Source organism: Streptomyces humicola, assembly GCF_024436035.1.
Classification (GTDB): Bacteria; Actinomycetota; Actinomycetes; order Streptomycetales; family Streptomycetaceae; genus Streptantibioticus_B; species Streptantibioticus_B humicola.
The window spans coordinates 118,652-138,444 of the sequence record NZ_JANFNG010000007.1 but is presented as its reverse complement, the minus strand read 5'-3'; the positions used below and the strand labels follow the sequence as shown (position 1 = coordinate 138,444).

Below are 19,793 nucleotides of genomic sequence, written 5' to 3'. Positions count from 1 at the left end.
GCGTGACCCGCGACGAGAAGACCGCGTCTTTGATCTCTTTGCAGGGAAGGACTTCCTACAGGCCGGATGTCGCGGCCCTCGCGAGAAACCAAATCGCGGCAACTCGGGAGGCCGGTAACTTGAGCCATGGCGAGTTCGCTGAACTTCTTTCCTCTATTCTGTCTTGGCCGGTTACGCCCGAAGCGGTTGAGGCTTGGGAGAGCAGTACTGTTCCACCCGGTGACGTTCTCGTAGCAGTGGGCCTGATCGGACATGGCTCGGCCAAAACGTCAGCAGAAGGTCAACCAAATGACCCTCTGGGAAAACTGATTGGCGACCAATTCGCGGATGTCACGGCCGTCTACTCCAGTAGATCGGAGTTCTTGGCTAGGGTCCCACTATCCGATGTCTTCGGGGAGGCCGGCGAAGTAAAGGCTGCCGGGCTTTCGCTTAATCTTATCTGCCAGCATTATTCAGATAGCGCGATCAGGGAAATGATCGAGGAGGGCACCGCGTTCAAGTGCCTCTTCCTTAAGCCGTACGGTCAATACATCAGGGAGCGTGAGCGCGAGGAGGGATTTCCCTCGGGACAACTCTCAGCGCTCACAGCGCTCAACATCATGACTTTGCAAGAACGCGTGCGGCCTCGGTTGTCCGACGAAGCACAGCAACGGCTGGAGATGGCGGTCTACGACGAACCCATCAGGTTCAACATCATCCTTGCCGATCAGGGGCTGTGCATAGCGCAACCGTATCTGCCCGAGACGCGAGGAGTAGATTCGCCGACGTTCATGATTCGCAAGCGTTGGGCCAATGGCGGATTGCATCAAATTTTCGAACAGGTCTTTAACTCACTGTGGGAGAGAAGGGAAGTCGATGCCTGACCTAGCTTCACTCCTCCCCGTCGCCCACGAAGCAGTAGATAGAGCCAGAAAGAGGGTTCTAGCAGCTCCAGCGAAAACCGTTCAATCCAAGGGGGACCGCGACATGGTCTCCGATGTTGACCTAGCCGTAGAGTCTGAGCTGTGCGAGTTCCTTGCCAAAGAGACGCCAGATATCGGATTCTTTGGCGAAGAGAACGGTTCCTACGGGGAAGGGCGAGATTTCACTTGGGTCCTCGACCCCCTCGACGGAACGGCGAACTTTCTAAGTGAAATCCCCCTCTGCGGCATCTCTCTCGGCTTGCTAAGCAATCGCGAATCGGTGCTCGGAGTGATCGACTTGCCATTTCTTGCATCTCGGTTCAGTGCCGCACAAGGGCTCGGCTCCTTCTGCGGCGAACGGCAGGTGTTCGCCAGCCGCAAAACCCAGCTTCATGACGCCATCGTCAGCGTTGGCGACTACGCCGTAGGTATCGAAGCTGCGACGAAAAATCGAGTCCGCCTGGCAATCACAAGGCTCCTCTCTGAGCGCGCTCAGCGCGTGCGCATGCTCGGATCAGCAGCAATCGATCTTGCGTGGGTCGCGGCTGGCAAGCTGGATGCAAGCATCATGCTGTCGAATCACCCATGGGACACCGCTGCGGGCGTGGCCATCGCAAAGGAAGCCGGTGCCCTCGTAGTCGACTTGGACGGCAGTGCCCACAACGAGAACTCCGCCGCCACAATCGCGGTTGCGCCTGCGCTCCGAGATGAAGTGCTGCACTTGCTCCGCGATGCAACGTCCGACGCTTAGACCTGTTACAGGTTTCTCTACCTCATCAAGGCGGCTCGCTCCCGCTCGCCGCGCGCGCCCCGGCTCACCGCCGGGGCCGACGCTCATGTCTTCGCCCCGCTCCGGCCCCGGCTCCGCCGGGCGCGCGGCTGAAGCGATCACGCCATGAGTGAAGAGACCCGACGGGGCTGGGGCGGCCGGCTCCACGGCTTTACGCAGCCACCATGGGGCGAGCCTCGAAGATCGGGGCCCACATCGGGCCTTAACGGGCAGGTCCACAGACCGCCCGAGTCGCCAACAGCTTACGGGCCCCGATCTCTCGCCCCATGGCAGCTCCAGCCCAAAGCCGCTACGCCGCCCGCGTGAGCACGTGCGGAGCCTCGGTCAGAGACAGCGCTCAATGATCGCCATGGCCTCTTCCAGGGTCTCACTGTCCGCGATCTGGAAGAACGTGGCTCGGTCCGCTGAGAATCGGATCACCTCGGACTGTCCGTAAGGGCGGAACTCCACCCTGTGCACACGTCTCCAGAGGTTGCCGCGATAGGTCAACTCGCCGACCCCGGGGATGGGTAGCCGCCCGCGGATCCGCCCCGTCAGTAGCGAAGCTGATGACCCCAGCGACCCCTCGACCAGCTCGTCACCGCTCAGCTCCTCGTGCGACTCGCCCGCTGCGTCCCCAGTCTCGTCATCGACCATGCACAGATGATCCCCTAGCTGCCCCGGGCTGAATAGAAGTCGTGGGACGCTCGTGCCACACGCGTGCCAGATGAGGCGGGGAACCACGGGGAACAGCGGGGAGCCGCAGTGATCAGGAAAGCGATCAGCCCCTGACCGTTCTTGCTGGTCAAGGGCCGATTCTTCCTGGTGGCGGCGGCAGGGTTCGAACCTGCGTAGGCGTAAGCCGACAGATTTACAGTCTGCTCCCTTTGGCCGCTCGGGCACACCGCCTAGGAAGGTGCCCGGCGCACGCCTCTCCGGCGTTGCTCCGTGGCAACGACGTAAACGATACCTGATGGCAGGGGGTGGTCCGCCACTCGGCTGATCGGCCCCGTGGCGGGCTGCGGTGGCTAGGCTTGCGCTCACCGTCCGTATCCCGACGCAAGGAGCCAACTGAAGATGGCCGACTCCAGTTTCGACATCGTCTCGAAGGTCGAGCGGCAAGAGGTCGACAACGCCCTCAACCAGGCCGCGCGCGAGATTGCGCAGCGCTACGACTTCAAGAACGTGGGCGCATCGATCGAGTGGTCGGGCGAGAAGATCGAGATGCGGGCCAACTCCGAGGAACGGGTCAAGGCCATCCTCGACGTCTTCGAAGGCAAGCTCGTCAAGCGCGGTGTGTCGCTGAAGGCCCTGGACGCGGGTGAGCCGCAGGCATCCGGCAAGGAATACAAGATCTTCGCCACGATCCAGGAGGGCATCTCCCAGGAGAACGCCAAGAAGGTCGCCAAGATCATCCGGGACGAGGGGCCGAAGGGCGTCAAGGCCCAGGTGCAGGGCGACGAGCTGCGGGTTTCGTCGAAGAGCCGGGACGACTTGCAGGCCGTGCAGGGGCTGCTGCGCGGCAAGGATCTCGACTTCGCGGTGCAGTTCGTCAACTACCGGTGATCAAACGTCCCTGACCTGCACAAAAACCGTGAGGGGCCCCGACGGCAGCCCTCGTTCCGTCCTCCCTGCGTCCGCCTTCGGTTCCGGGAGGCGCCCAGGAACCCGAGGACGGCGAGGACCCGCCGATGGTCGCTGTCGGCCGTGGGCAGGTCGAGCTTGGCGATGATGTTGTTGATGTGCTTGGCCGCCGCGCTGTCGCTGACGACCAGGGACTCGGCGATACCGGCGTTGGAGCGGCCCTCGGCCATGAGCGTGAGCACCTCACGCTCGCGTGGTGCCAGCCGCTCCAGCGGGTCGCTGAGGGCCGTACTGCCTGCCGCCCCCCGCTGCACCGCCGCCCCGAACTCCTCTACGTCCGCGACCCGTTGCTTGAGGAGGTAGCCGACGCCGCTGGTGTCGGTCGTCAGGACGTCGGCCACGTACCGCTGCTCCACGTACTGGGAAGGCGGGACGACCGTCCTCTTCGGCCACTGCCGACGCATCGCCAGTGCCGCGCGTACCCCCTCGTCGGTGAAGCCCGGCGGCGTCCTGACGTCAACGACCGCGAGATCCGGCCGGTGTTCCTCGATCGCCGCCAGCAGGGCTTCGGCATCGGCGACCTCGGCGGCGACCGCGAAGGCCGCCATCGGTTTCCTGCTGCTCGCCGGGACCCGCGGCGCTGCCTGACGGCGACGGCGGTGCTGCTGGCCGTCCGCTGCCCGCCGCGCTCGTGACGGCAGGTCCGGGGCGTATCGCGCACGCGACCGTGACCTGCTCATATGCCTGTCGGTGACGATGCCGACTTGCCCCGACTGGCGGAGCCCGTCAGATTTCCTCAGGCTTTCCTATAAAGGCCCCTAAAGGCCCGGAATGCTCCAAATGCTCTACAGGCCCTACTCGGGTTGCGTCCTCTCGCGGCCCTTAGGCGGGTGAGGATGAGCGCATCGCGCAGCCGGGCGGCTCCGCGCACCGTCGGGAAGGCTCTCGCAGCCGTCGCGTCGGCGCTTGTGCTGGTCGTGGCCGGGGTCAGTGCGCTGGTGTACGAGCAGCTCAACGGCAACATCAAGGGCGTGCCGATATTCGGCGGGGGGACGGAGAAGCCGGATGCGTTCGGACGGACGCCGATCAACATCCTGGTGATCGGGTCGGACACGCGGTCCACCCCGGAGGACTGCCGGCTGGGTGGGGACTGCGGCAGCGGACCGGGCAATGCGGACGTGGAGATGATCGTGCACGTTGCGGCGGACCGGTCCAATGCAACGGTGATGAGCGTGCCGCGGGACACGTTGACCGCTCTGCCGACGTGCAAGGCCCCCGGCACCGGTGGGGCGGTGCCCGCCGGCCCCACGATCATCAACTCAGCTCTGGCCTACGGTCCCGGTTGTCAGGTGGCGGCCGTGCACGAACTGACGGGCATACCCATCGACCATTTCGTCATGGTCGACTTCTCCGGCGTGGTGAACATGTCGGACGCCATCGGCGGCGTCCCGGTCTGCGTCAGCAACAACGTCTACGACACGTACTCGCACCTGAAGCTGTCGAGGGGCACCCACACCCTCAAGGGCGTCTCGACCTTGGAGTTCCTCCGCACCCGGCACGGCTTCGGTGACGGCAGCGACCTGGGCCGTACCGTCGCCCAGCACGTGTATCTCGCTTCGATGATCCGCACCCTGAAGAGCGCGGGCACCCTCACCGAACCCGCCGCGCTCTACGGGCTCGCGGACGCGGCGACCAAGGCAGTCACCGTCGACAAGGGGCTCGCCAGCATCCCCAGCCTGCTGGGCCTGGCCACGGACATGAACAAGGTGCCGGCCGGCCGGGTCACGTTCACTACGATGCAGACCGTCCCCGACCCCCGTGACAGCAGCCGGGTGTTGGTCGCCCCTGCCGCGCGGAAGCTGTTCGACGCGATCATCTACGACCGATCGCTGAGCGGGCCCGGCAGCGGGAGGTCCAGGGCGGACGCCCACGACGCGCAGGGGCACACCACCACTCGGCCTTCGGGCCCGGCGGGCGGTGCGGGAGACGCGGGCGACGGAGGCGACGGAGGCGGAACCTCCGCGTCCGCAGCGGCCGCCATCACCGGCTCCCGCGCCCAGAACGGCAGCGCGAGAGCCTGCGCACAGGTCAGTGCCCTCGACACCGTCGCCGTCCACGGCGTCCCCATGACCCCCGCCCACGCGTACGCCGACAGCCCAGGCGTCCCCAACTCCGCGCCCTGACCCAGGAGGGCGGTTCGCCCCCGTGCGCACCGGGGAGACAGGGACCATGAGCACGGGAAACGGCGAGGGCACGTCGTCCGGCGTATCCGCGCGCGACGAGGAGCCGAGGGAGTCACTCACCCAGGTCGCCCACCCGCAGAGCCGTCTCGACCGCGCCCTGGCCTGGGTGCCCCGAGCGCTGTCCAGTAAGGCCCACGTCATCTTCCTTATCGCGCTGGGTATTTATCTGATCATCCTTCCACTGACACGCATCCTCGCCCCCAGCGCGAACGCCGAGCTGATCGGCGGCAATTACACCAACGTCACCAGCGACGTCGGAGCCTGTATCGCCGCCGGCGGCACGCTCCACCTCGTCCGCGCCAACCGCAAGCGTTCACGCGTGGAGGAGGAGCGGCTGCGGCTGGCGCGCGAGACGCATCGCCTGTTGCACCACGTCTACGCCGAGCAGGCGCGGGAGCTCGGCCAGGCCCTGCCGGACGAGACGCCGGAGCATTGAGCCATTCTGCGTCGTCGACGGGGTGCCAGTACGGGCCGTCAACTGACGGTGACTCGGGTCCGACGCGCCGTCACCAGCGTTGACGCTCTTTGGCATCTCTTGACCCGATCCGGAGCACGATGTCGGCCACTCGAGTGAGCGGCATATGTCCCGAATGCGTAGTGTTGTTCGTATGAGAGATACGGCGGCGTGCGCCGTCGTCCATACGAATGAAAGAGGTTGTCATGCACATCTTCGGATTCTTCGGTGGTTTCCGGGGTCGCCGCTTCGATCACGGCCGTGACCATGGCTACGGCTACGGCTGGGACGACGAAGGCGACTATGGCTACGGCGGCCGAGGGGACTACTGCTGGTAGCCGACGTCGGAGGTTGCTGAACGGCAGATATTGCTGAACGGCAGACGTTGCTGAACGGCAGATATTGCTGAACGGCAACCGGGACATCACCGCGGGGGCCAGCGAGGCGTCGCCGGCCTCCGCTCCGATGGATCTCCGTCCGATGAATCTCCGATGCTCCGATGGAGATGACAGAACGTGTGCGCGGACCTCAAGCGTGGCGCGAGTGGCACAAAAGACGACGAGCCAGGGCCGGTGGCCGCAGCGCCCGCCGTGGCACCTCGAGACGTTTTCCGCCGCTTCTGGCCCGTGGCCCGTCCGGACCGCTACTGGCTGGTCCTTGCTGCCGCCCTGCTAGTCACCGGGTCGGCCGGCCAGGTCGTCCTGATCTGGTTCTTCAAGGACCTGGTCGACGGCGTTCTCGTCCCCCGGCAGTTCTCGCACTTCTGGCCGGTGGCGGCGGCGATGGCCGGAACCGCGGCGGCCTCGGCGGTCGCGACGTTCCTCGGCGACTACACGGCGGCCCGCGTGGCCGAGCGGTTCATGCTGCGCCTGCGCACCGCCACCGTCGAGCACCTCCACACCCTCCCCCCGGACACGCATCGCAAGCGCTGGCACGGCGATGTGGTCGCCCGGCTGACGGCGGACATCTACCGGATCGAGGAACTGGTGGCCACCGGCGTGGTCAAGGTCGGTTCCGCCCTGGTCAGTCTGGTCTTCTTCGCCGGCGCCGCGGTGTATCTGAGCTGGCAGTTGGCGGTGGCTGCCTTCGTCATCTCGCCGCTGTTCTTCTTCGCGGCCCGCTCCTTCAGCCGGCGCATCCAGATACGGTCGCGCGAGGCACGGCGCAGGAACGGCGGCGTGACCGCCGTCGTCGAGGAGAGCCTGGCCAATTCCGCCCTGGCGCACGCGTACAACCAGCAGGAACGGGAAATCGCACGGGTTCGGCGCGAAGGCCAGGCGCTGCTGCGCGCCGATCTGGCGACCGCACGGGTGGCCTACGCCTACCCGGCCGTCCTCGATGTGCTGGAGGTCGTCGCCGGACTCACCGTCGTGGGCCTGGGCGTGCTGGAGCTGAGCCGGGGAGCGCTCACCATCGGGGGACTGCTTGCCTTCGCCGCCTTCCTGACCGAGCTGTTCGGCCCCGTGCAGCAGCTGTCCCGCCTGGCGAGCGTGTTCGGCGCGGCGACCGCGGGCGCCGAGCGCGTCATCGAGCTGCTGGGCACGAGCCCACCCGCCAGGGAACGGCCGGACGCCATCGACCTGCGTCCCGTCCACGGGCTGCTGAGCTGCGAGAACGTCGAGGCCATCTACCCCGGCGAAGGCGCGGTGGCGGTGCTGCGGGATGTGAACTTCAGCGTGGCCCCCGGCGAGATCCTGGCGGTGATGGGGCCGAGCGGTGCGGGCAAGTCCACGCTCGCCAAGCTCCTGGTGCGCTTCATGGACCCCGCCGCCGGCACGATCCGGCTCGACGGCGTCGACCTGCGAGACTGCACGCTGGCATCGGTGCGCGACGCGGTGACCCTGTTGCCACAACAGGCCCAGCTTTTCCACGCCACGATCCGCGACAACATCCTCTACGGACGGCCGGGAGCGACGGAGGAGGAGATGGTCGAGGCCGCGCACAACGCCGACGCCCATGGCTTCATCACCGCCCTCCCGCGCGGCTACGACAGCGTCATCGGGGAGGACGGCTTCCAACTCTCCGGCGGGCAGGCACAGCGCATCGCCATAGCCCGTGCGTTCCTCCGGGGGACGCCCGTCCTCGTCCTCGACGAGCCGACCGCCGGACTCGATGCGGAGGCCGCCGCGCACATACTGGAGCCGCTGCGGCGGCTGATGACAGGGCGTACGACCGTACTGTTCACGCACGACCACCGGCTCGCCGGCGGTGCCGACGTCATCCACACCCTTCCGCGGACGGCCTCCGGCGGGCAGCAGCGGCAGCGGGTGAGCTCGGGAGCGTCGTAGCCGTCCTGGCCGAGGCCATCCCGTCCGAGGCGCCCGGATGTCGCCCGGATGTCGCCCGGATGGCACCCGACCGATTGAGAGGTATTTGGCCGGATTGCGTAGACCATTAGACGTACATCCGAGCGACTTTCAGAAGGGAGGGTCGACATGAGCATCTTCGGATTCTGGGGCGGCCACCGGCGTCGGCATCACCACCGCCGACACCATCACCACGACTACGGATTCGGTTTCGGCCGTGGCGACTACGGCTACTGATCCTTGGCCTGAGCCTGAGCCGCCTCGGGTGACCGACGCCCGGTGAGGCGTCGCGAGGGGGGCAAGGGGCCGGCAGCCCGTCCGCCGGCCCCTTGTCGTCGCGTGTCGTCCCGTCCGCCGGCCCCTTGTCGTCGCGTGTCGTCGCGGCACGAGGGGAACCGCTCGTCGCCGACCGTGCGTGATCGAGGTCGAGGCGTAGCGTGGGACTCGTGGAGGTTGGCGTTCATGAAGGTGGTTGAGTTCGTTCTCAACGTGCTGTGGCTGCTCTTCTGCGGCATCTGGATGGCCATCGGCTATGCCGTAGCGGCCATCATCTGCTTCGTTCTGATCATCACCATCCCCTTCGGCATCGCCTCGCTGAGGATCGCCGGGTTCGTGCTGTGGCCGTTCGGGCGGACGACGGTCGATCGCCCGGGCGCCGGGGTACCGTCGCTCGTGGGCAACGTGATCTGGATCGTCTTCGCCGGGTGGTGGCTCGCGCTCGGCCACCTGCTCACCAGCATCCCGCTCTTCGTTTCGATCATCGGCATCCCGTTCGGATGGGCGAACCTGAAGATGATCCCCATCTCCCTCATGCCACTCGGACGCGAGATCGTCTCGACCGACCGGAAGTTCGGCACACTCTGACCGGCGGCCAGCCGCCTGTGCGATCGCGGCCGCCTGCGTCACCGGCTCACCGGCTCATTGGCTCATCGCCACCGGCTCATCGGCGATAACCCGCCATATCCTCCAGGCGTGCGATGCGCTCGGCCATCGGCGGGTGGGTGGAGAAGAGCTTGGACGCGTCACCGGCACGGAACGGGTTGGCGATCATCAGGTGACTCGTCGTCTCCAGACGCGGCTCGGGCGGCAGCGGCAACTGCTGCGTACCGACTTCGAGCTTGCGCAGCGCGGAGGCGAGCGCGAGCGGGTCGCCGGTGAGTCTGGCGCCGGAGGCATCGGCCTCGTATTCACGGGAACGGCTGACGGCCAGTTGGATGAGCGACGCGGCCAGCGGACCGACGATCATCATCAGCAGCATGCCGACGATACCCGGGCCCTCGTCGTCCTCGGAGCGGCCGATCGGTATCAGCCAGGCGAAGTTGACGAGGAACATCACGACCGAGGCCAGCGCACCCGCGACCGACGAGATGAGGATGTCGCGGTTGTAGACGTGGCTGAGCTCGTGCCCGATGACGCCGCGCAGCTCACGCTCGTCGAGCAGCCGCAGGATGCCCTCCGTGCAGCACACCGCGGCGTTGCGCGGATTGCGGCCCGTGGCGAACGCGTTCGGCGCCTCGGTCGGGGAGATGTACAACCGCGGCATCGGCTGGCGCGCGGCCGTCGAGAGCTCGCGGACCATCCGGTAGAGGGCGGGCGCCTCGAATTCGCTGACAGGACGGGCGCGCATCGCGCGCAGCGCCAGCTTGTCGCTGTTCCAGTACGCGTAGGCGTTGGTGCCGAGCGCCACGACAAGCGCGATGACCAGGCCGTTCCTGCCGAAGAAGCTGCCGATGATCAGGATGATCGCGGACAGCGCTCCGAGAAGAACAGCGGTCTTCAGCCCGTTGTGCCGGCGGTGCACGGTACGCCCTCCCAGACGTGCGGGGAACTCTTGACGGCATCCACCTCTCCAGTGGAACCTCCCGTACCGGGTCAACGCCACGCGAAGGCCGCGGGTTCCCTTCCGTCCACTGTGCTGGGGCTGTGCCCGATCAGAAGAGCGTGCCCGAGGTGAACCGGAGGACGATCTGGGGTGCGCCCGACAGCACCAGTCCGACGACGGCGGTCAGGGCGATGGCGGCGGTCAGCGAGACAGGAGCGCGCAGCGCCGGTACCGCTGCGGGTGCTCCCCCGGCCTCGGCTCCCGTCGGCACCGCATCCGGCTGTGCGAACAGCAGCGCCGTCCAGCGAAGGTAGTAGTAGAGCGCGATCACCACGTTGACGGCCATGACGACGGCGAGCCATCCGAGTCCGGCGTCGACCGCCGACGAGAAGACGACAACCTTGGCGAAGAGCCCGACGATGCCCGGTGGCAGCCCCGCGAGACAGAGCAGGAAGAAGGCCATCGCCAGCGCTGCGAGCGGGCGTGTGGCGTACAGGCCCCGGTAGTCGGCGATGCGGTTGCCCGCGCTCGTCCGCGCGACGAGGGCGGCGACCCCGAAGGCGCCGAGGTTCACCACGCCGTACATCAGCGCGTACGAGACGGTGGCGCCGATGTGGCGGGCCGGGTCCGAGCCCGGTCCCACGTACCCGGCCGCGGCGAGCGGTACGAGAAGGTACCCGGCCTGGCCGACCGAGGACCAGGCGAGCAGTCGCACGGCGCTGCGGGGATGGCCGGGCCGCTGGCGCAGCGCGGCGGTGTTGCCGACGGTCATGGTGAGCGCCGCGAGCACCGCGAGCGCTGGGCCCCATACGTCGGCGTAGTGCCTGAACGCGATGACGGTGATCAGGATGAGCCCGGAGAAGCCCGATGCCTTGCCGACGACCGACAGGTAGGCGGCGACAGGCAGCGGAGCTCCCGTGTAGGTGTCGGGGACCCAGAAGTGGAAGGGCGCGGCGGCGAGCTTGAAGGCGAAGCCGACGAGGGTGAGGGCCACGCCGGTCCTGGCGAGGGTGTCCAGCTGGCGCGGGGTGTGGCCGAGGCCGTCGGCGAGTGCTGCGAGGTGGAGGGTGCCGGTGGCTCCGTAGACGAAGCTCACGCCGAGCAGCATCACGGCGGTCGCGGTGACGGAGGAGAGGAAGAACTTCAGGGCCGCTTCGCTGGAGAGCCGGTCGCCGCGCTTGAGGCCGACGAGCGCGAAGGCGGGCAGCGAGGCGACTTCGAGGGCGATGACGAGCGTGGCGAGATCGCGAGCGGCGGGCAGCAGGGCCGCTCCGGCGGTCGAGGAGAGCAGCAGGAACCAGAACTCCCCGGCCGGAAGGTCGTCCTGGCTGTTCAGGGAGAGCAGGGCGACGAGGAGTGCCCCGCCGAGCACGAGCAGCTGGATGACGAGGGTGAAGTGGTCGGCGACGTAACTGCAGTCGTGCGAACCGGTGGTCAGGCAGAACGTCGCCCGGCCGGCGTGCAGGAGGGGCAGCAGGGAGAGCCCGGCGAGCACGAGTCCGCCGACGGCGGCCTGGCCGAGCAGCGGTTTTCTGACGGCGGGCAGGAAGAGGTCGGCGACGAGGACGAGGAGCGCGACGACGGCGGTGATGGCGGGCGGGGCGAGCGCGATCCAGTCGACGGACTGGATGAGGCCTCCGGCGGGGGCGGTCATCGGCTGCCTCCCAGGAGGGCATGGACGGCCGGGTCGGTGAGGCCGAGGAGGGCGGCGGGCCACAGCCCGGCGAGCAGCGTGAGGGCGACGAGCGGCGTCCAGGAGGCGAACTCGTAGCCCTGGACGTCGGCGAGCATGCGCGGCGTGGCCGGCTGCCCGGTGGGCGCCGCGGTGGGCTCGCCCATGCAGACGCGGCGCACGACGAGCAGCATGTATGCGGCGGTGAGCAGCGTGCCGAAGGCGGCGAGGCCCATGAACGTGAGATACGCGGGACGGCTGAGGCCCGCTGCCGGGTGGAAGGAGCCGAACATGGCGAGCATCTCGCCCCAGAATCCGGCGAGCCCGGGAAGGCCGAGGGAGGCGACGGCGCCGAACGCCAGCAGTCCGCCGAGGCGCGGGGCGGCTCCGTAGAGGGCGGCGCCGGTGGTGCCGGAGAGGCGGTCGAGGTCGGTCGTGCCGTAGCGGTCCTTGATGGCGCCGACGAGGAAGAAGAGCAGGCCGGTGATGAGGCCGTGGGCCACGTTGGCGAAGAGCGCGCCGTTGACGCCGGTCGGGGTGAGGGTGGCGATGCCGAGCAGCACGAATCCCATGTGACCGACGGAGGAGTAGGCGATCAGGCGCTTCAGGTCGCCGCCCGAGCCCTGCCGGCCGATGGCGAGGCAGGCGAGGGACCCGTAGATGATGCCGACGACGGCGAAGGCCGCGAGGTAGGGGGCGAAGGTGTGGGCGCCCTGCGGGGCGACGGGCAGGATGATCCGGACGAAACCGTAGGTGCCCATTTTGAGCAGGACGCCGGCGAGCAGCACCGAGCCGACGGTGGGCGCGGAGGTGTGGGCGTCCGGGAGCCAGCTGTGCAGCGGCCACATGGGGGCCTTGACGGCGAGGCCGATGCCGATGGCGAGCACGGCGATCAACTGCGTGGTGTGGCTGAGCTTTGAGCCGTTGTCAGAGGCGAGTGCCACCATGTCGAATGTGCCCGCCTTGAGACCGATGAGGAGGAGGCCGAGCAGCATGATCACGGAGCCGAGCACCGTGTAGAGGATGAAGCGGAAGGCGGCGCGGTCCCTGCCCTCGCCGCCCCAGCGGGCGATGAGGAAGTACATCGGGATGAGCACCATCTCGAACGCCAGGAAGAAGAGCATCAGGTCGAGCACGGCGAAGGTGGCGAGCGTGCCCGTTTCCAGGACGAGGAGGAGTGCGACGAAGCCCTTGGGTGAGGGGCCCTCGGGCATCTTGAAGTACGAGTAGAGGGCGCACAGGAAGGTCAGCAGCGCGGTCAGCACGAGGAGGGGGAGCGAGACTCCGTCCACGCCGAGGTGGAGGCGGATGCCGAGGGAGGAGATCCAGCTGAGGTCGGTGCTCGCCTGCATGCGGGCCGGGTGCGCGTAGTCGAAACCGGCCGCGAGGATGACGGTCAGCAGCAGGACGATGCCGGTGATCGACACGCCGTGGCGGAGCACGGCCTGGTCCTGGTTACGTCCCCTGAGGCCGGGGGGTGCAGGGAAGAGCGCACCGAGCGCTCCGAAGAGCGGCAGGACGAGGAGGGTGATCAGAACCCAGCGGAGGAAGGTGTCGTTCACAGCTCATGCTCCGGCGGCGACGAGGACGGCGAGGACGACGGCGCCTGCGAGCAGTGCGCTGAGGTAGGTCTGCACATTGCCGGTCTGCACGCGACGGACGATCGCGCCGAGCAGCCCGGGGGTGGCGCCCGCGCCCTGCACATACGTCTCGACGACCTCGCGGTCGAGGAAGCGCACGAGGCCGGCGGCGGCGAGCACGGGGCGTACGAAGAGCGCCGTGTAGACGGCGTCGAGATGGAACCCGTGGGCCGCATGCCGGTGCAGCCTGCCCAGGAGGAGGCGGCCGGGGTCGGCAGGGTCCGCGGCGGCGGCGATGTCCCCGTACACCTGCTCGTGGTGGGCGATCGCGTAGGCCTCGGTGGCGGCGGGCTCGATCTCGGTGTGGGCCGGCGGGGCGGCCAGGGCCGCCCGGCGGGCGGCGGCGGCACGCCAGGCCGCATAGGTGGTGAGGACGCCGACGAGGGCGAGGCCGATGCCGAGGACGGAGGTGGCGAGCGTAGGGGTGAGTGGGGTGCCGTCGAACCACGCGGGGAGTACCCCGCCGGTGACGCCGAGGGCGAGTGAGGGGATGGCGAGAACCCACAGCACGGTGATCATGACAGGCGGCATCGCGTGAGCGTCGTGCGCCGCCCCGCCCTCGGGGGCTTCTGCGATCCTGGGCGCGCTCCCGAGGAAGGCGAGCAGGAACAGGCGCGTGGCGTACGCGGCTGTGAGCAGCGCGGTGAGCAGCCCGGCGACGAGGACGGTCCAGCCGATCGCGGACGGGACGTGACCGACGTGGCCGCTTGCGGCGTCCTCAGCGGCCCGCAGCACGGACTCCTTGGAGAAGAAACCGGAGAAGGGCGGCAGCGCGGCGAGGGCGGCGAGGCCGATCCCCATCGTCCACATGGCGTCCGGGACGCGGCGGCGCAGGTCGCCCATGCGCGACGTCGCGGCAAGGGAGTTGGTGCCGGCGGCGTGGATGACGACGCCGGCACCGAGGAAGAGGAGGGCCTTGAACGCGCCGTGGGTGAGGAGGTGGAAGACGGCCGCGCTGCGGTTGCCGACGGCGAGGGCGGCGGTCATGTATCCGAGCTGCCCGATGGTCGAGTAGGCGAGGACGCGCTTGATGTCGTCCTGGGCGAGTGCGGCGAGCGCCGAGCCGATCATGGTGATCGCGGCCATTGCGGCGAGCACCGCCAAGGCGGCGGTGGAGAGCATGAAGACGGGCAGCAGGCGCGCGACGAAGTACACACCGGCCGCGACCATGGTGGCCGCGTGGATGAGGGCGGAGACTGGCGTGGGGCCTGCCATCGCCTCCGGGAGCCAGGTGTGCAGCGGGAACTGCGCGGACTTGCCCGCGATCCCGGCGAGGAGCAGAAGCGCGATGACGGTGGGGTGGTGCAGGCCACCGGAGGCGGCCGTGGTGAGAATGCCGTTGATCCGGAACGTTCCGGCGTCGGCGGCAAGCGCGAAGATGCCGATGAGGAACGGCACGTCGCCGAGCTTGGTGACGAGGAACGCCTTGACCGCGGCCGAACGGGCCTCCGGGGTCTCCCAGTAGTGGCCGACGAGGAAGTACGAGCAGATGCCCATCACTTCCCAGCCGACGAGGAGCACCATCAGGTCGCCCGAGTAGACGACGAGCATCATCGCCGAGGTGAACAGCGACACCAGCGCGGCATACGAGGGGTAGCGCGGGTCGTCGCGCAGATAGCCGGTGGAGTACACCTGCACGCAGGTCGCGACGAGACCGACCAGGACGGCGATCAGGACGGCGAACCCGTCGAGGTGCAGGGCGAGGTCGACCGGGACGGAGCCGGTGGGGGTGAGCCGGGTGCCGACGTCGGTCGCCGGGCCCGTCCCCTGTCTGACGGCGACGATCACGGCGAGGACGAATGAGGCGAGCGTCGGCAGCACGGCCATCGGCTGGACGAAGCCCGGCGCGCGGCGCCCGAGCAGCATCCCGGCGATGCTTGCGAGAAACGGCAGTGCCGGGACGAGCGCGGCGAGGGTCGTCAGGGTCACGCGGTCTGCCCCCCGGCGGGAAGAGCCTGGTCGGCGGCTGTTTCGGCGGCGTTGTCAGTGGTGGGTGCGATGCTGTCGGAGTCGGGTTCGGTTCCGGTGTCGGCGAGATCGGTGAGCTTGTCCACGTCCGAGGTGCCGCGGTTGCGATAGACGAGCAGCACGATCGCCAGGCCGATGCCGATCTCGGCGGCGGCGATGGTGATGGTGAACAGGGTGAGCGCCTGGCCGGCATGCAGGGTGTCGCGCAGCCAGACGTCGAAGGCGACGAGGTTGAGGTTGACGGCGTTGAGCATCAGCTCGACGGACATCAGGACGAGGATCGCGTTGCGCCTGGCGAGGACGCCGTAGAGGCCGACGCAGAACAGGAGGACGGCGAGCACGGCGGGATAGCCGAGGTGCATCAGCTGGGCGCTCCGTTCTTGCGGCGGGAGAGCACGATCGCACCGACGAGAGCGGCGAGCAGCAGCACCGACAGCGCTTCGAACGGCAGCACCCAGTTGCGGAACAGGCTCGCTCCGGTGACCTTGGCCGACCCCTGCGCGGCACCGCTCAGGTCGATCCAGGTGGAGCGGAAGGCGTCGACGACGACCCAGACCAGAGTCGCCGCGGCGGCGGCCGCCACGGTGAGCGCGGCCCAGCGGTTCCCCGAATCGGCGTCCGCAGAGCGGCCGATGGGGGCCTTGGTGAGCATGAGCCCGAACAGGAGGAGGACGACGACGGAGCCCACGTAGATCAGCACCTGTACCCAGGCGATGAACTCCGCGGTGAGGAGGAGGTATTCGATGGCCAGTCCGCCGAGGGCGACGACGAGCCACAGCGCGGCGTGCACCAGCTGCTTGGTGGTGACGGTCACGAGGGCCGCGCCGAGGGTGGCGACACCGACGAGGAGGAAGGCGACTTCCACCCCGGTCGGGGAGAGGAAACCGGGATGGCCTGCTGCGAGGGTCACGCGTCCCCCTCCTGCGGTTCCTGCCGCTCCTGCGGCGGCTGAGGGGCCTCGGCTGCCGCGAGCTTCTCCGCGGCCTTGTGGGCGGCGGCGATCTCCTTGGGCTCCTCGGCACCGGGGTCCAGCGGGGGCGGCGCCGGCACCGTCCACATCCACTCGCGCAGCTTGTCGCGCTCGTGGGTGAGCTCGCGGATGTCGGTTTCGGCGTACTCGAACTCCGGCGACCAGAACAGCGCGTCGAAGGGGCACACCTCGATGCAGATACCGCAGTACATGCACAGTGAGAAGTCGATGGCGAAGCGGTCCAGGACGTTGCGACTGCGCTCGCGTCCGCCAGGGGCCGCGGGAGGGACGGTCTCCTTGTGGGAGTCGATGTAGATGCACCAGTCGGGGCACTCGCGGGCGCACAGCATGCAGACCGTGCAGTTCTCCTCGAACAGGCCGATCACACCCCGGCTGCGCGGGGGCAGCTCGGGCTGGGCGTCCGGATACTGCGCGGTGACCGACCGGCGGGTCATCGTGCGCAGGGTGACGGCGAGGCCCTTGGCCAGGCCGCGGCCGGGAACGGGGCTCATGACGTCACCACCTTCACGACGCCGGTGAGCGCGATCTGAGCGAGGGAAAGGGGGATGAGAACGGTCCAGGCGAGCTTCTGCAGCTGGTCCTCACGCAGTCGCGGGTAGCTGACGCGCAGCCAGATGACGACGAAGGCCAGCAGCGCCGTCTTCAGCAGCGTCCACAGCCAGCCGAGGCTGCCGGCCATGGGCCCGTGCCAGCCGCCGAGGAAGAGCACCGTGGTCAGCCCGCAGAGCACGACGATGCCCGCGTACTCGGCGAGCAGGAACAGCGCGAAGCGCAGCCCGGTGTACTCGGTGTAGGCGCCGAAGATGATCTCCGAGTCGGCGACCGGCATGTCGAACGGAGGCCGCTGCAGTTCCGCGAGCCCGGCCGTGAAGAAGACCAGGCCGCCGATGATCTGCCACGGGATCCACCACCAGTGGAAGGCGTCCAGGATGCCGGGCAGCGAGATGGTCCCCGCGGCCATCGCGACGGAGGAGGCGGCGAGCAGCATCGGCAGCTCGTACGCCATCAGCTGAGCGGCGGTGCGCAAGCCGCCGAGAAGGGAGAACTTGTTGGCCGAAGCCCAGCCCGCCATGAGCGAGCCGAGCACACCGACGCCCATCACGGCGAGCACGAAGAACAGTCCGGCGTCGACCACCGTGCCGACGAGCCCGTGCGGGCCCACGGGGATCGCGATCAGCACAAGGAGGTACGGCAACAGGGCGACCGCTGGGGCGAGTTGGAAGATGCGGCGGTCGGCGCCTGCCGGGACCACGTCCTCCTTCTGCGCGAACTTCACCCCGTCGGCGACGAGTTGGGCCCATCCGTGGAATCCGCCTGCGTACATCGGGCCGAGGCGGCCCTGCATATGGGCCATCACCTTGTGCTCGGTCTGCCCGATCACCAGAGGCAGCACGAGGAAGGCGACAAGGACGGCGACGAGGCGCAGCGCGACGTCGAGGACGTCGTTCACGTGCTCTCACCTCCGTCTGTTCCGTCTGTTCCGTCTGTTCCGTCTGTTCCGCCTGCGGTGCCGGGTGCCTCGGGTGCTGCCTGCTGCCAGGGTGCGTCGGCGGTGCGCTTGCGCGGGGCCGGGCGCTCCGTCGGCTGGCTGGCGGAGCCCTCGCTCACCGAGCGGGCGCGGCGCGGCGGGCGCTCCCCCGCGGCGGCTGCACGCGCGCCGCGGGCCGGGCGGGCCGGCGCGGGCGGCAGCTGGCCCTTGACCGGACCCCACTCATTGGGGTCGGGCACGCCGGGTGGGAGCATCTGGCGGCGCCTGGGCCCGCCATGTTCGGACTCCCCCGGCTCCTTCGCCCCCGGCCACGCCTTGGCGACGCGCGCCGCCAGCACGAAGTCCTTGCGCAGGGGGTGCCCCTCGAACCCATCGGGGAGCAGCAGCGGGACGAGGTGCGGGTGGCCGGTGAAGTCGATGCCGAACATCTCGTGCGTCTCGCGCTCGTGCCATGCCGCGCCGGCATAGACGCCGGTCGTGGTGGGGAGCGCGGGAGCGTCGTGCGGCACGGTGGTGCGCAGCACCAGGCGGCGCACGCTTGGGTGCCCGGAGTCGGCGTCCGGCAGCGCGACGAGGTGCGCGCAGACGCGGAAACCCTCGCCGGGCTCGTCGACCGCGCTCAGCCAGTCGAAATACGTGCAGCCGAGGGCGGCCCGGGCGATCTCCAGGGAGTTGGTCCAGGCGTCGGCAGCGACATCGACGGTGAGCAGGCCGTACGTCTCCTTCGCCGTGGCTCCCTCGCCGAAGACCTCGGCAACGGCCTCCGGCAGCTGGTCGAAGCCGTTCACCGCGCGTCCTCCCGCGGGGCCACGCCCGGCGTCGGCGGCGCGACGAGATCACTGGTCAGCGCGGCGGCCGACGGACGCGGCGCCGCGGCCCCGTCGTGGCGCTCGCCGAGCGACTCATGTGCGATCTTCTCCTGCAGCTTCAAGATCCCCTGCAGCAGCGCCTCGGGCCGGGGCGGGCAGCCCGGCACATACACATCGACGGGGATGATCTGGTCGACGCCCTTGGTCACCGAGTACGAGTCCCAGTACGGGCCGCCGCAGTTCGAGCAGGCGCCGAAGGAGATGACGTACTTCGGCTCCGGCATCTGCTCGTAGAGCCGCTTGACGGCAGGGGCCATCTTGTCCGTCACCGTGCCCGAGACGACCATCAGGTCGGCCTGCCTCGGGCCGGGCGCGAAGGGGATCACGCCGAGCCGGATGAAGTCGTGGCGCGCCATCGACGCCGCGATGAACTCGATCGCGCAGCAGGCGAGGCCGAAGTTGAAGACCCACAGGCTGTAGCGGCGTCCCCAGTTCAGGACCACCTTCATCGGCTCCGGGGCCAGGCGTGCCAAGGTCCCGAGCCTGCGTGGCTCGGGGACGAACTGCGGCTCGGCGGCCCGCTGGGTCACGTCCATTCCAGGACGCCCTTCTTCCATGCGTACAACAGGCCGACGGCGAGGAACCCGATGAAGAGGAACATCTCGACGAGCGTGGTGCCGCCGAAGCCGGGTGCCGCGAACACCGTCGCCCAGGGGAAAAGGTAGATCGCGTCCACCGCGAAGATCACATACAGGAAGGAGTAGATGTAGTAGCGGATCTGGGTGTGCGCCCAACCCTCGCCGACCGGGTCGACGCCGCACTCGTACGTGAGCAGCTTCTCGTGCGTGGGCGCCACCGGCCGCAGCAGCCGTCCGGCCCCGAACGCCACCGCGACGAAGAGCACGCCGACGGCCGCGACCAGGCCGACAACCGAATAGGTGTGGAAATAGCCCGCCGCGAGGTACGTGCTGCTCGCCTCCGGCACGTCCGCCCCTCGTTCCTTCTGGTCCAGCGATTGAGATGAATCTTTAGACGATCTGTACGAACGGAGTCTAGGCCCTGCCCACGATGAGGGACGCCGCCGCATCCCCCCTCGGCTCTCCCTCGGGTGGGGATAACCCCACCTTGTCCTACCTACGCACAC

The 19,793-nt window shown here is 68.6% G+C and carries 21 protein-coding genes and 1 tRNA gene; 8 read left to right on the top strand and 14 right to left on the bottom strand.

The features are described 5' to 3' along the window. Window positions 1-2 precede the first annotated feature (2 nt). Entirely contained in the window at window positions 3-863 is an 861-nt protein-coding gene (locus tag NGB36_RS33415) for a DUF5919 domain-containing protein (RefSeq protein ID WP_255920214.1), read from the top strand. Then, window positions 856-1,653, top strand: coding sequence for an inositol monophosphatase family protein (locus NGB36_RS12090; RefSeq protein WP_255920213.1), 798 nt, complete (start codon window positions 856-858; stop codon window positions 1,651-1,653). Before NGB36_RS33415 ends, NGB36_RS12090 begins: the two co-directional genes overlap by 8 nt. 363 nt (window positions 1,654-2,016) lie before the next feature. On the opposite strand, the gene NGB36_RS12085 is transcribed toward NGB36_RS12090, so the two are convergent. Together NGB36_RS12085 and NGB36_RS12080 are read right to left on the bottom strand one after the other, a co-directional pair. Next, complete coding sequence (locus NGB36_RS12085) at window positions 2,017-2,328, bottom strand: hypothetical protein (protein WP_255920212.1); 312 nt, start codon at window positions 2,326-2,328, stop codon at window positions 2,017-2,019. Window positions 2,329-2,494: 166 nt separating this feature from the next. Continuing rightward, window positions 2,495-2,580 (bottom strand) — tRNA-Tyr (locus NGB36_RS12080). 168 nt (window positions 2,581-2,748) lie between these two features. Between NGB36_RS12080 and NGB36_RS12075 the strand changes: the two genes are divergently transcribed. Further along, a complete protein-coding gene (locus NGB36_RS12075) occupies window positions 2,749-3,237 on the top strand; it encodes a YajQ family cyclic di-GMP-binding protein (protein WP_255920211.1) in 489 nt (162 codons plus the stop codon). On the opposite strand, the gene NGB36_RS12070 is transcribed toward NGB36_RS12075, so the two are convergent. Further along, window positions 3,228-3,863: a LuxR C-terminal-related transcriptional regulator gene (locus tag NGB36_RS12070; protein ID WP_255920210.1), complete on the bottom strand. Its 636-nt coding sequence runs from the start codon at window positions 3,861-3,863 to the stop codon at window positions 3,228-3,230. The genes NGB36_RS12075 and NGB36_RS12070 overlap by 10 nt on opposite strands. A gap of 288 nt (window positions 3,864-4,151) precedes the next feature. Between NGB36_RS12070 and NGB36_RS12065 the strand changes: the two genes are divergently transcribed. The 5 genes from NGB36_RS12065 (at window position 4,152) to NGB36_RS12045 (ending at window position 9,122) form a co-directional block, all read left to right on the top strand. Then, on the top strand, window positions 4,152-5,438 hold the full coding sequence (locus NGB36_RS12065; protein ID WP_255920209.1) for an LCP family protein: 1,287 nt from the start codon (window positions 4,152-4,154) through the stop codon (window positions 5,436-5,438). A gap of 46 nt (window positions 5,439-5,484) precedes the next feature. Beyond that, on the top strand, window positions 5,485-5,934 hold the full coding sequence (locus NGB36_RS12060; RefSeq protein ID WP_255920208.1) for a hypothetical protein: 450 nt from the start codon (window positions 5,485-5,487) through the stop codon (window positions 5,932-5,934). Window positions 5,935-6,158: 224 nt separating this feature from the next. Next, window positions 6,159-6,290 carry a hypothetical protein gene (locus NGB36_RS12055; protein WP_255920207.1) on the top strand — a complete coding sequence of 44 codons (132 nt, stop codon included), beginning with the start codon at window positions 6,159-6,161 and terminating at the stop codon, window positions 6,288-6,290. A 288-nt stretch (window positions 6,291-6,578) separates the two neighbouring features. After that, window positions 6,579-8,240, top strand: coding sequence for an ABC transporter ATP-binding protein (locus NGB36_RS12050; RefSeq protein ID WP_255920206.1), 1,662 nt, complete (start codon window positions 6,579-6,581; stop codon window positions 8,238-8,240). Window positions 8,241-8,720: 480 nt separating this feature from the next. Beyond that, window positions 8,721-9,122 (top strand): YccF domain-containing protein, encoded by a 402-nt coding sequence (locus tag NGB36_RS12045; protein WP_255920205.1) that lies wholly within the window; start codon window positions 8,721-8,723, stop codon window positions 9,120-9,122. Window positions 9,123-9,198: 76 nt separating this feature from the next. Here NGB36_RS12045 and htpX read toward each other — a convergent pair whose 3' ends face one another. The 11 genes from htpX to NGB36_RS11990 all read right to left on the bottom strand — a co-directional run bounded on the left by htpX (window position 9,199) and on the right by NGB36_RS11990 (window position 19,634). Continuing rightward, window positions 9,199-10,059 (bottom strand): zinc metalloprotease HtpX, encoded by an 861-nt coding sequence (htpX, locus tag NGB36_RS12040; protein WP_255920204.1) that lies wholly within the window; start codon window positions 10,057-10,059, stop codon window positions 9,199-9,201. A 130-nt stretch (window positions 10,060-10,189) separates the two neighbouring features. Beyond that, on the bottom strand, window positions 10,190-11,734 hold the full coding sequence (locus NGB36_RS12035) for an NADH-quinone oxidoreductase subunit N (protein WP_255920203.1): 1,545 nt from the start codon (window positions 11,732-11,734) through the stop codon (window positions 10,190-10,192). Beyond that, window positions 11,731-13,314, bottom strand: coding sequence for a complex I subunit 4 family protein (locus NGB36_RS12030; RefSeq protein WP_255920202.1), 1,584 nt, complete (start codon window positions 13,312-13,314; stop codon window positions 11,731-11,733). The genes NGB36_RS12035 and NGB36_RS12030 overlap by 4 nt, the downstream gene beginning before the upstream one ends. A gap of 3 nt (window positions 13,315-13,317) precedes the next feature. After that, complete coding sequence (locus tag NGB36_RS12025; protein WP_255920201.1) at window positions 13,318-15,321, bottom strand: NADH-quinone oxidoreductase subunit 5 family protein; 2,004 nt, start codon at window positions 15,319-15,321, stop codon at window positions 13,318-13,320. Continuing rightward, on the bottom strand, window positions 15,318-15,722 hold the full coding sequence (gene nuoK, locus NGB36_RS12020) for an NADH-quinone oxidoreductase subunit NuoK (RefSeq protein ID WP_255920200.1): 405 nt from the start codon (window positions 15,720-15,722) through the stop codon (window positions 15,318-15,320). The genes NGB36_RS12025 and nuoK overlap by 4 nt, the downstream gene beginning before the upstream one ends. Further along, window positions 15,722-16,270, bottom strand: coding sequence for an NADH-quinone oxidoreductase subunit J family protein (locus NGB36_RS12015; protein ID WP_255920199.1), 549 nt, complete (start codon window positions 16,268-16,270; stop codon window positions 15,722-15,724). Before NGB36_RS12015 ends, nuoK begins: the two co-directional genes overlap by 1 nt. Then, complete coding sequence (locus NGB36_RS12010) at window positions 16,267-16,842, bottom strand: NuoI/complex I 23 kDa subunit family protein (protein WP_255920198.1); 576 nt, start codon at window positions 16,840-16,842, stop codon at window positions 16,267-16,269. The genes NGB36_RS12015 and NGB36_RS12010 overlap by 4 nt, the downstream gene beginning before the upstream one ends. Continuing rightward, on the bottom strand, window positions 16,839-17,801 hold the full coding sequence (locus NGB36_RS12005; RefSeq protein ID WP_255920197.1) for a complex I subunit 1/NuoH family protein: 963 nt from the start codon (window positions 17,799-17,801) through the stop codon (window positions 16,839-16,841). The genes NGB36_RS12010 and NGB36_RS12005 overlap by 4 nt, the downstream gene beginning before the upstream one ends. After that, window positions 17,798-18,628: an NADH-quinone oxidoreductase subunit C gene (locus NGB36_RS12000; RefSeq protein ID WP_372509417.1), complete on the bottom strand. Its 831-nt coding sequence runs from the start codon at window positions 18,626-18,628 to the stop codon at window positions 17,798-17,800. Before NGB36_RS12000 ends, NGB36_RS12005 begins: the two co-directional genes overlap by 4 nt. Further along, a complete protein-coding gene (locus NGB36_RS11995) occupies window positions 18,625-19,245 on the bottom strand; it encodes an NADH-quinone oxidoreductase subunit B (RefSeq protein WP_255920196.1) in 621 nt (206 codons plus the stop codon). The genes NGB36_RS12000 and NGB36_RS11995 overlap by 4 nt, the downstream gene beginning before the upstream one ends. Next, window positions 19,236-19,634, bottom strand: coding sequence for an NADH-quinone oxidoreductase subunit A (locus tag NGB36_RS11990; RefSeq protein WP_255920195.1), 399 nt, complete (start codon window positions 19,632-19,634; stop codon window positions 19,236-19,238). The genes NGB36_RS11995 and NGB36_RS11990 overlap by 10 nt, the downstream gene beginning before the upstream one ends. Window positions 19,635-19,793 lie beyond the last annotated feature (159 nt).

What these genes read in the sequence shown, in the direction of transcription:
- NGB36_RS12090 (WP_255920213.1), top strand. Translation starts at nt 856, where the DNA reads ATGCCTGACCTAGCTTCACTCCTCCCCGTCGCCCACGAAGCAGTAGAT.
- NGB36_RS12085 (WP_255920212.1), bottom strand. Translation starts at nt 2,328, where the DNA reads ATGGTCGATGACGAGACTGGGGACGCAGCGGGCGAGTCGCACGAGGAG.
- NGB36_RS12075 (WP_255920211.1), top strand. Translation starts at nt 2,749, where the DNA reads ATGGCCGACTCCAGTTTCGACATCGTCTCGAAGGTCGAGCGGCAAGAG.
- NGB36_RS12070 (WP_255920210.1), bottom strand. Translation starts at nt 3,863, where the DNA reads ATGGCGGCCTTCGCGGTCGCCGCCGAGGTCGCCGATGCCGAAGCCCTG.
- NGB36_RS12065 (WP_255920209.1), top strand. Translation starts at nt 4,152, where the DNA reads ATGAGCGCATCGCGCAGCCGGGCGGCTCCGCGCACCGTCGGGAAGGCT.
- NGB36_RS12060 (WP_255920208.1), top strand. Translation starts at nt 5,485, where the DNA reads ATGAGCACGGGAAACGGCGAGGGCACGTCGTCCGGCGTATCCGCGCGC.
- NGB36_RS12055 (WP_255920207.1), top strand. Translation starts at nt 6,159, where the DNA reads ATGCACATCTTCGGATTCTTCGGTGGTTTCCGGGGTCGCCGCTTCGAT.
- NGB36_RS12045 (WP_255920205.1), top strand. Translation starts at nt 8,721, where the DNA reads ATGAAGGTGGTTGAGTTCGTTCTCAACGTGCTGTGGCTGCTCTTCTGC.
- NGB36_RS12035 (WP_255920203.1), bottom strand. Translation starts at nt 11,734, where the DNA reads ATGACCGCCCCCGCCGGAGGCCTCATCCAGTCCGTCGACTGGATCGCG.
- nuoK (WP_255920200.1), bottom strand. Translation starts at nt 15,722, where the DNA reads ATGCACCTCGGCTATCCCGCCGTGCTCGCCGTCCTCCTGTTCTGCGTC.
- NGB36_RS12010 (WP_255920198.1), bottom strand. Translation starts at nt 16,842, where the DNA reads ATGAGCCCCGTTCCCGGCCGCGGCCTGGCCAAGGGCCTCGCCGTCACC.
- NGB36_RS11995 (WP_255920196.1), bottom strand. Translation starts at nt 19,245, where the DNA reads ATGGACGTGACCCAGCGGGCCGCCGAGCCGCAGTTCGTCCCCGAGCCA.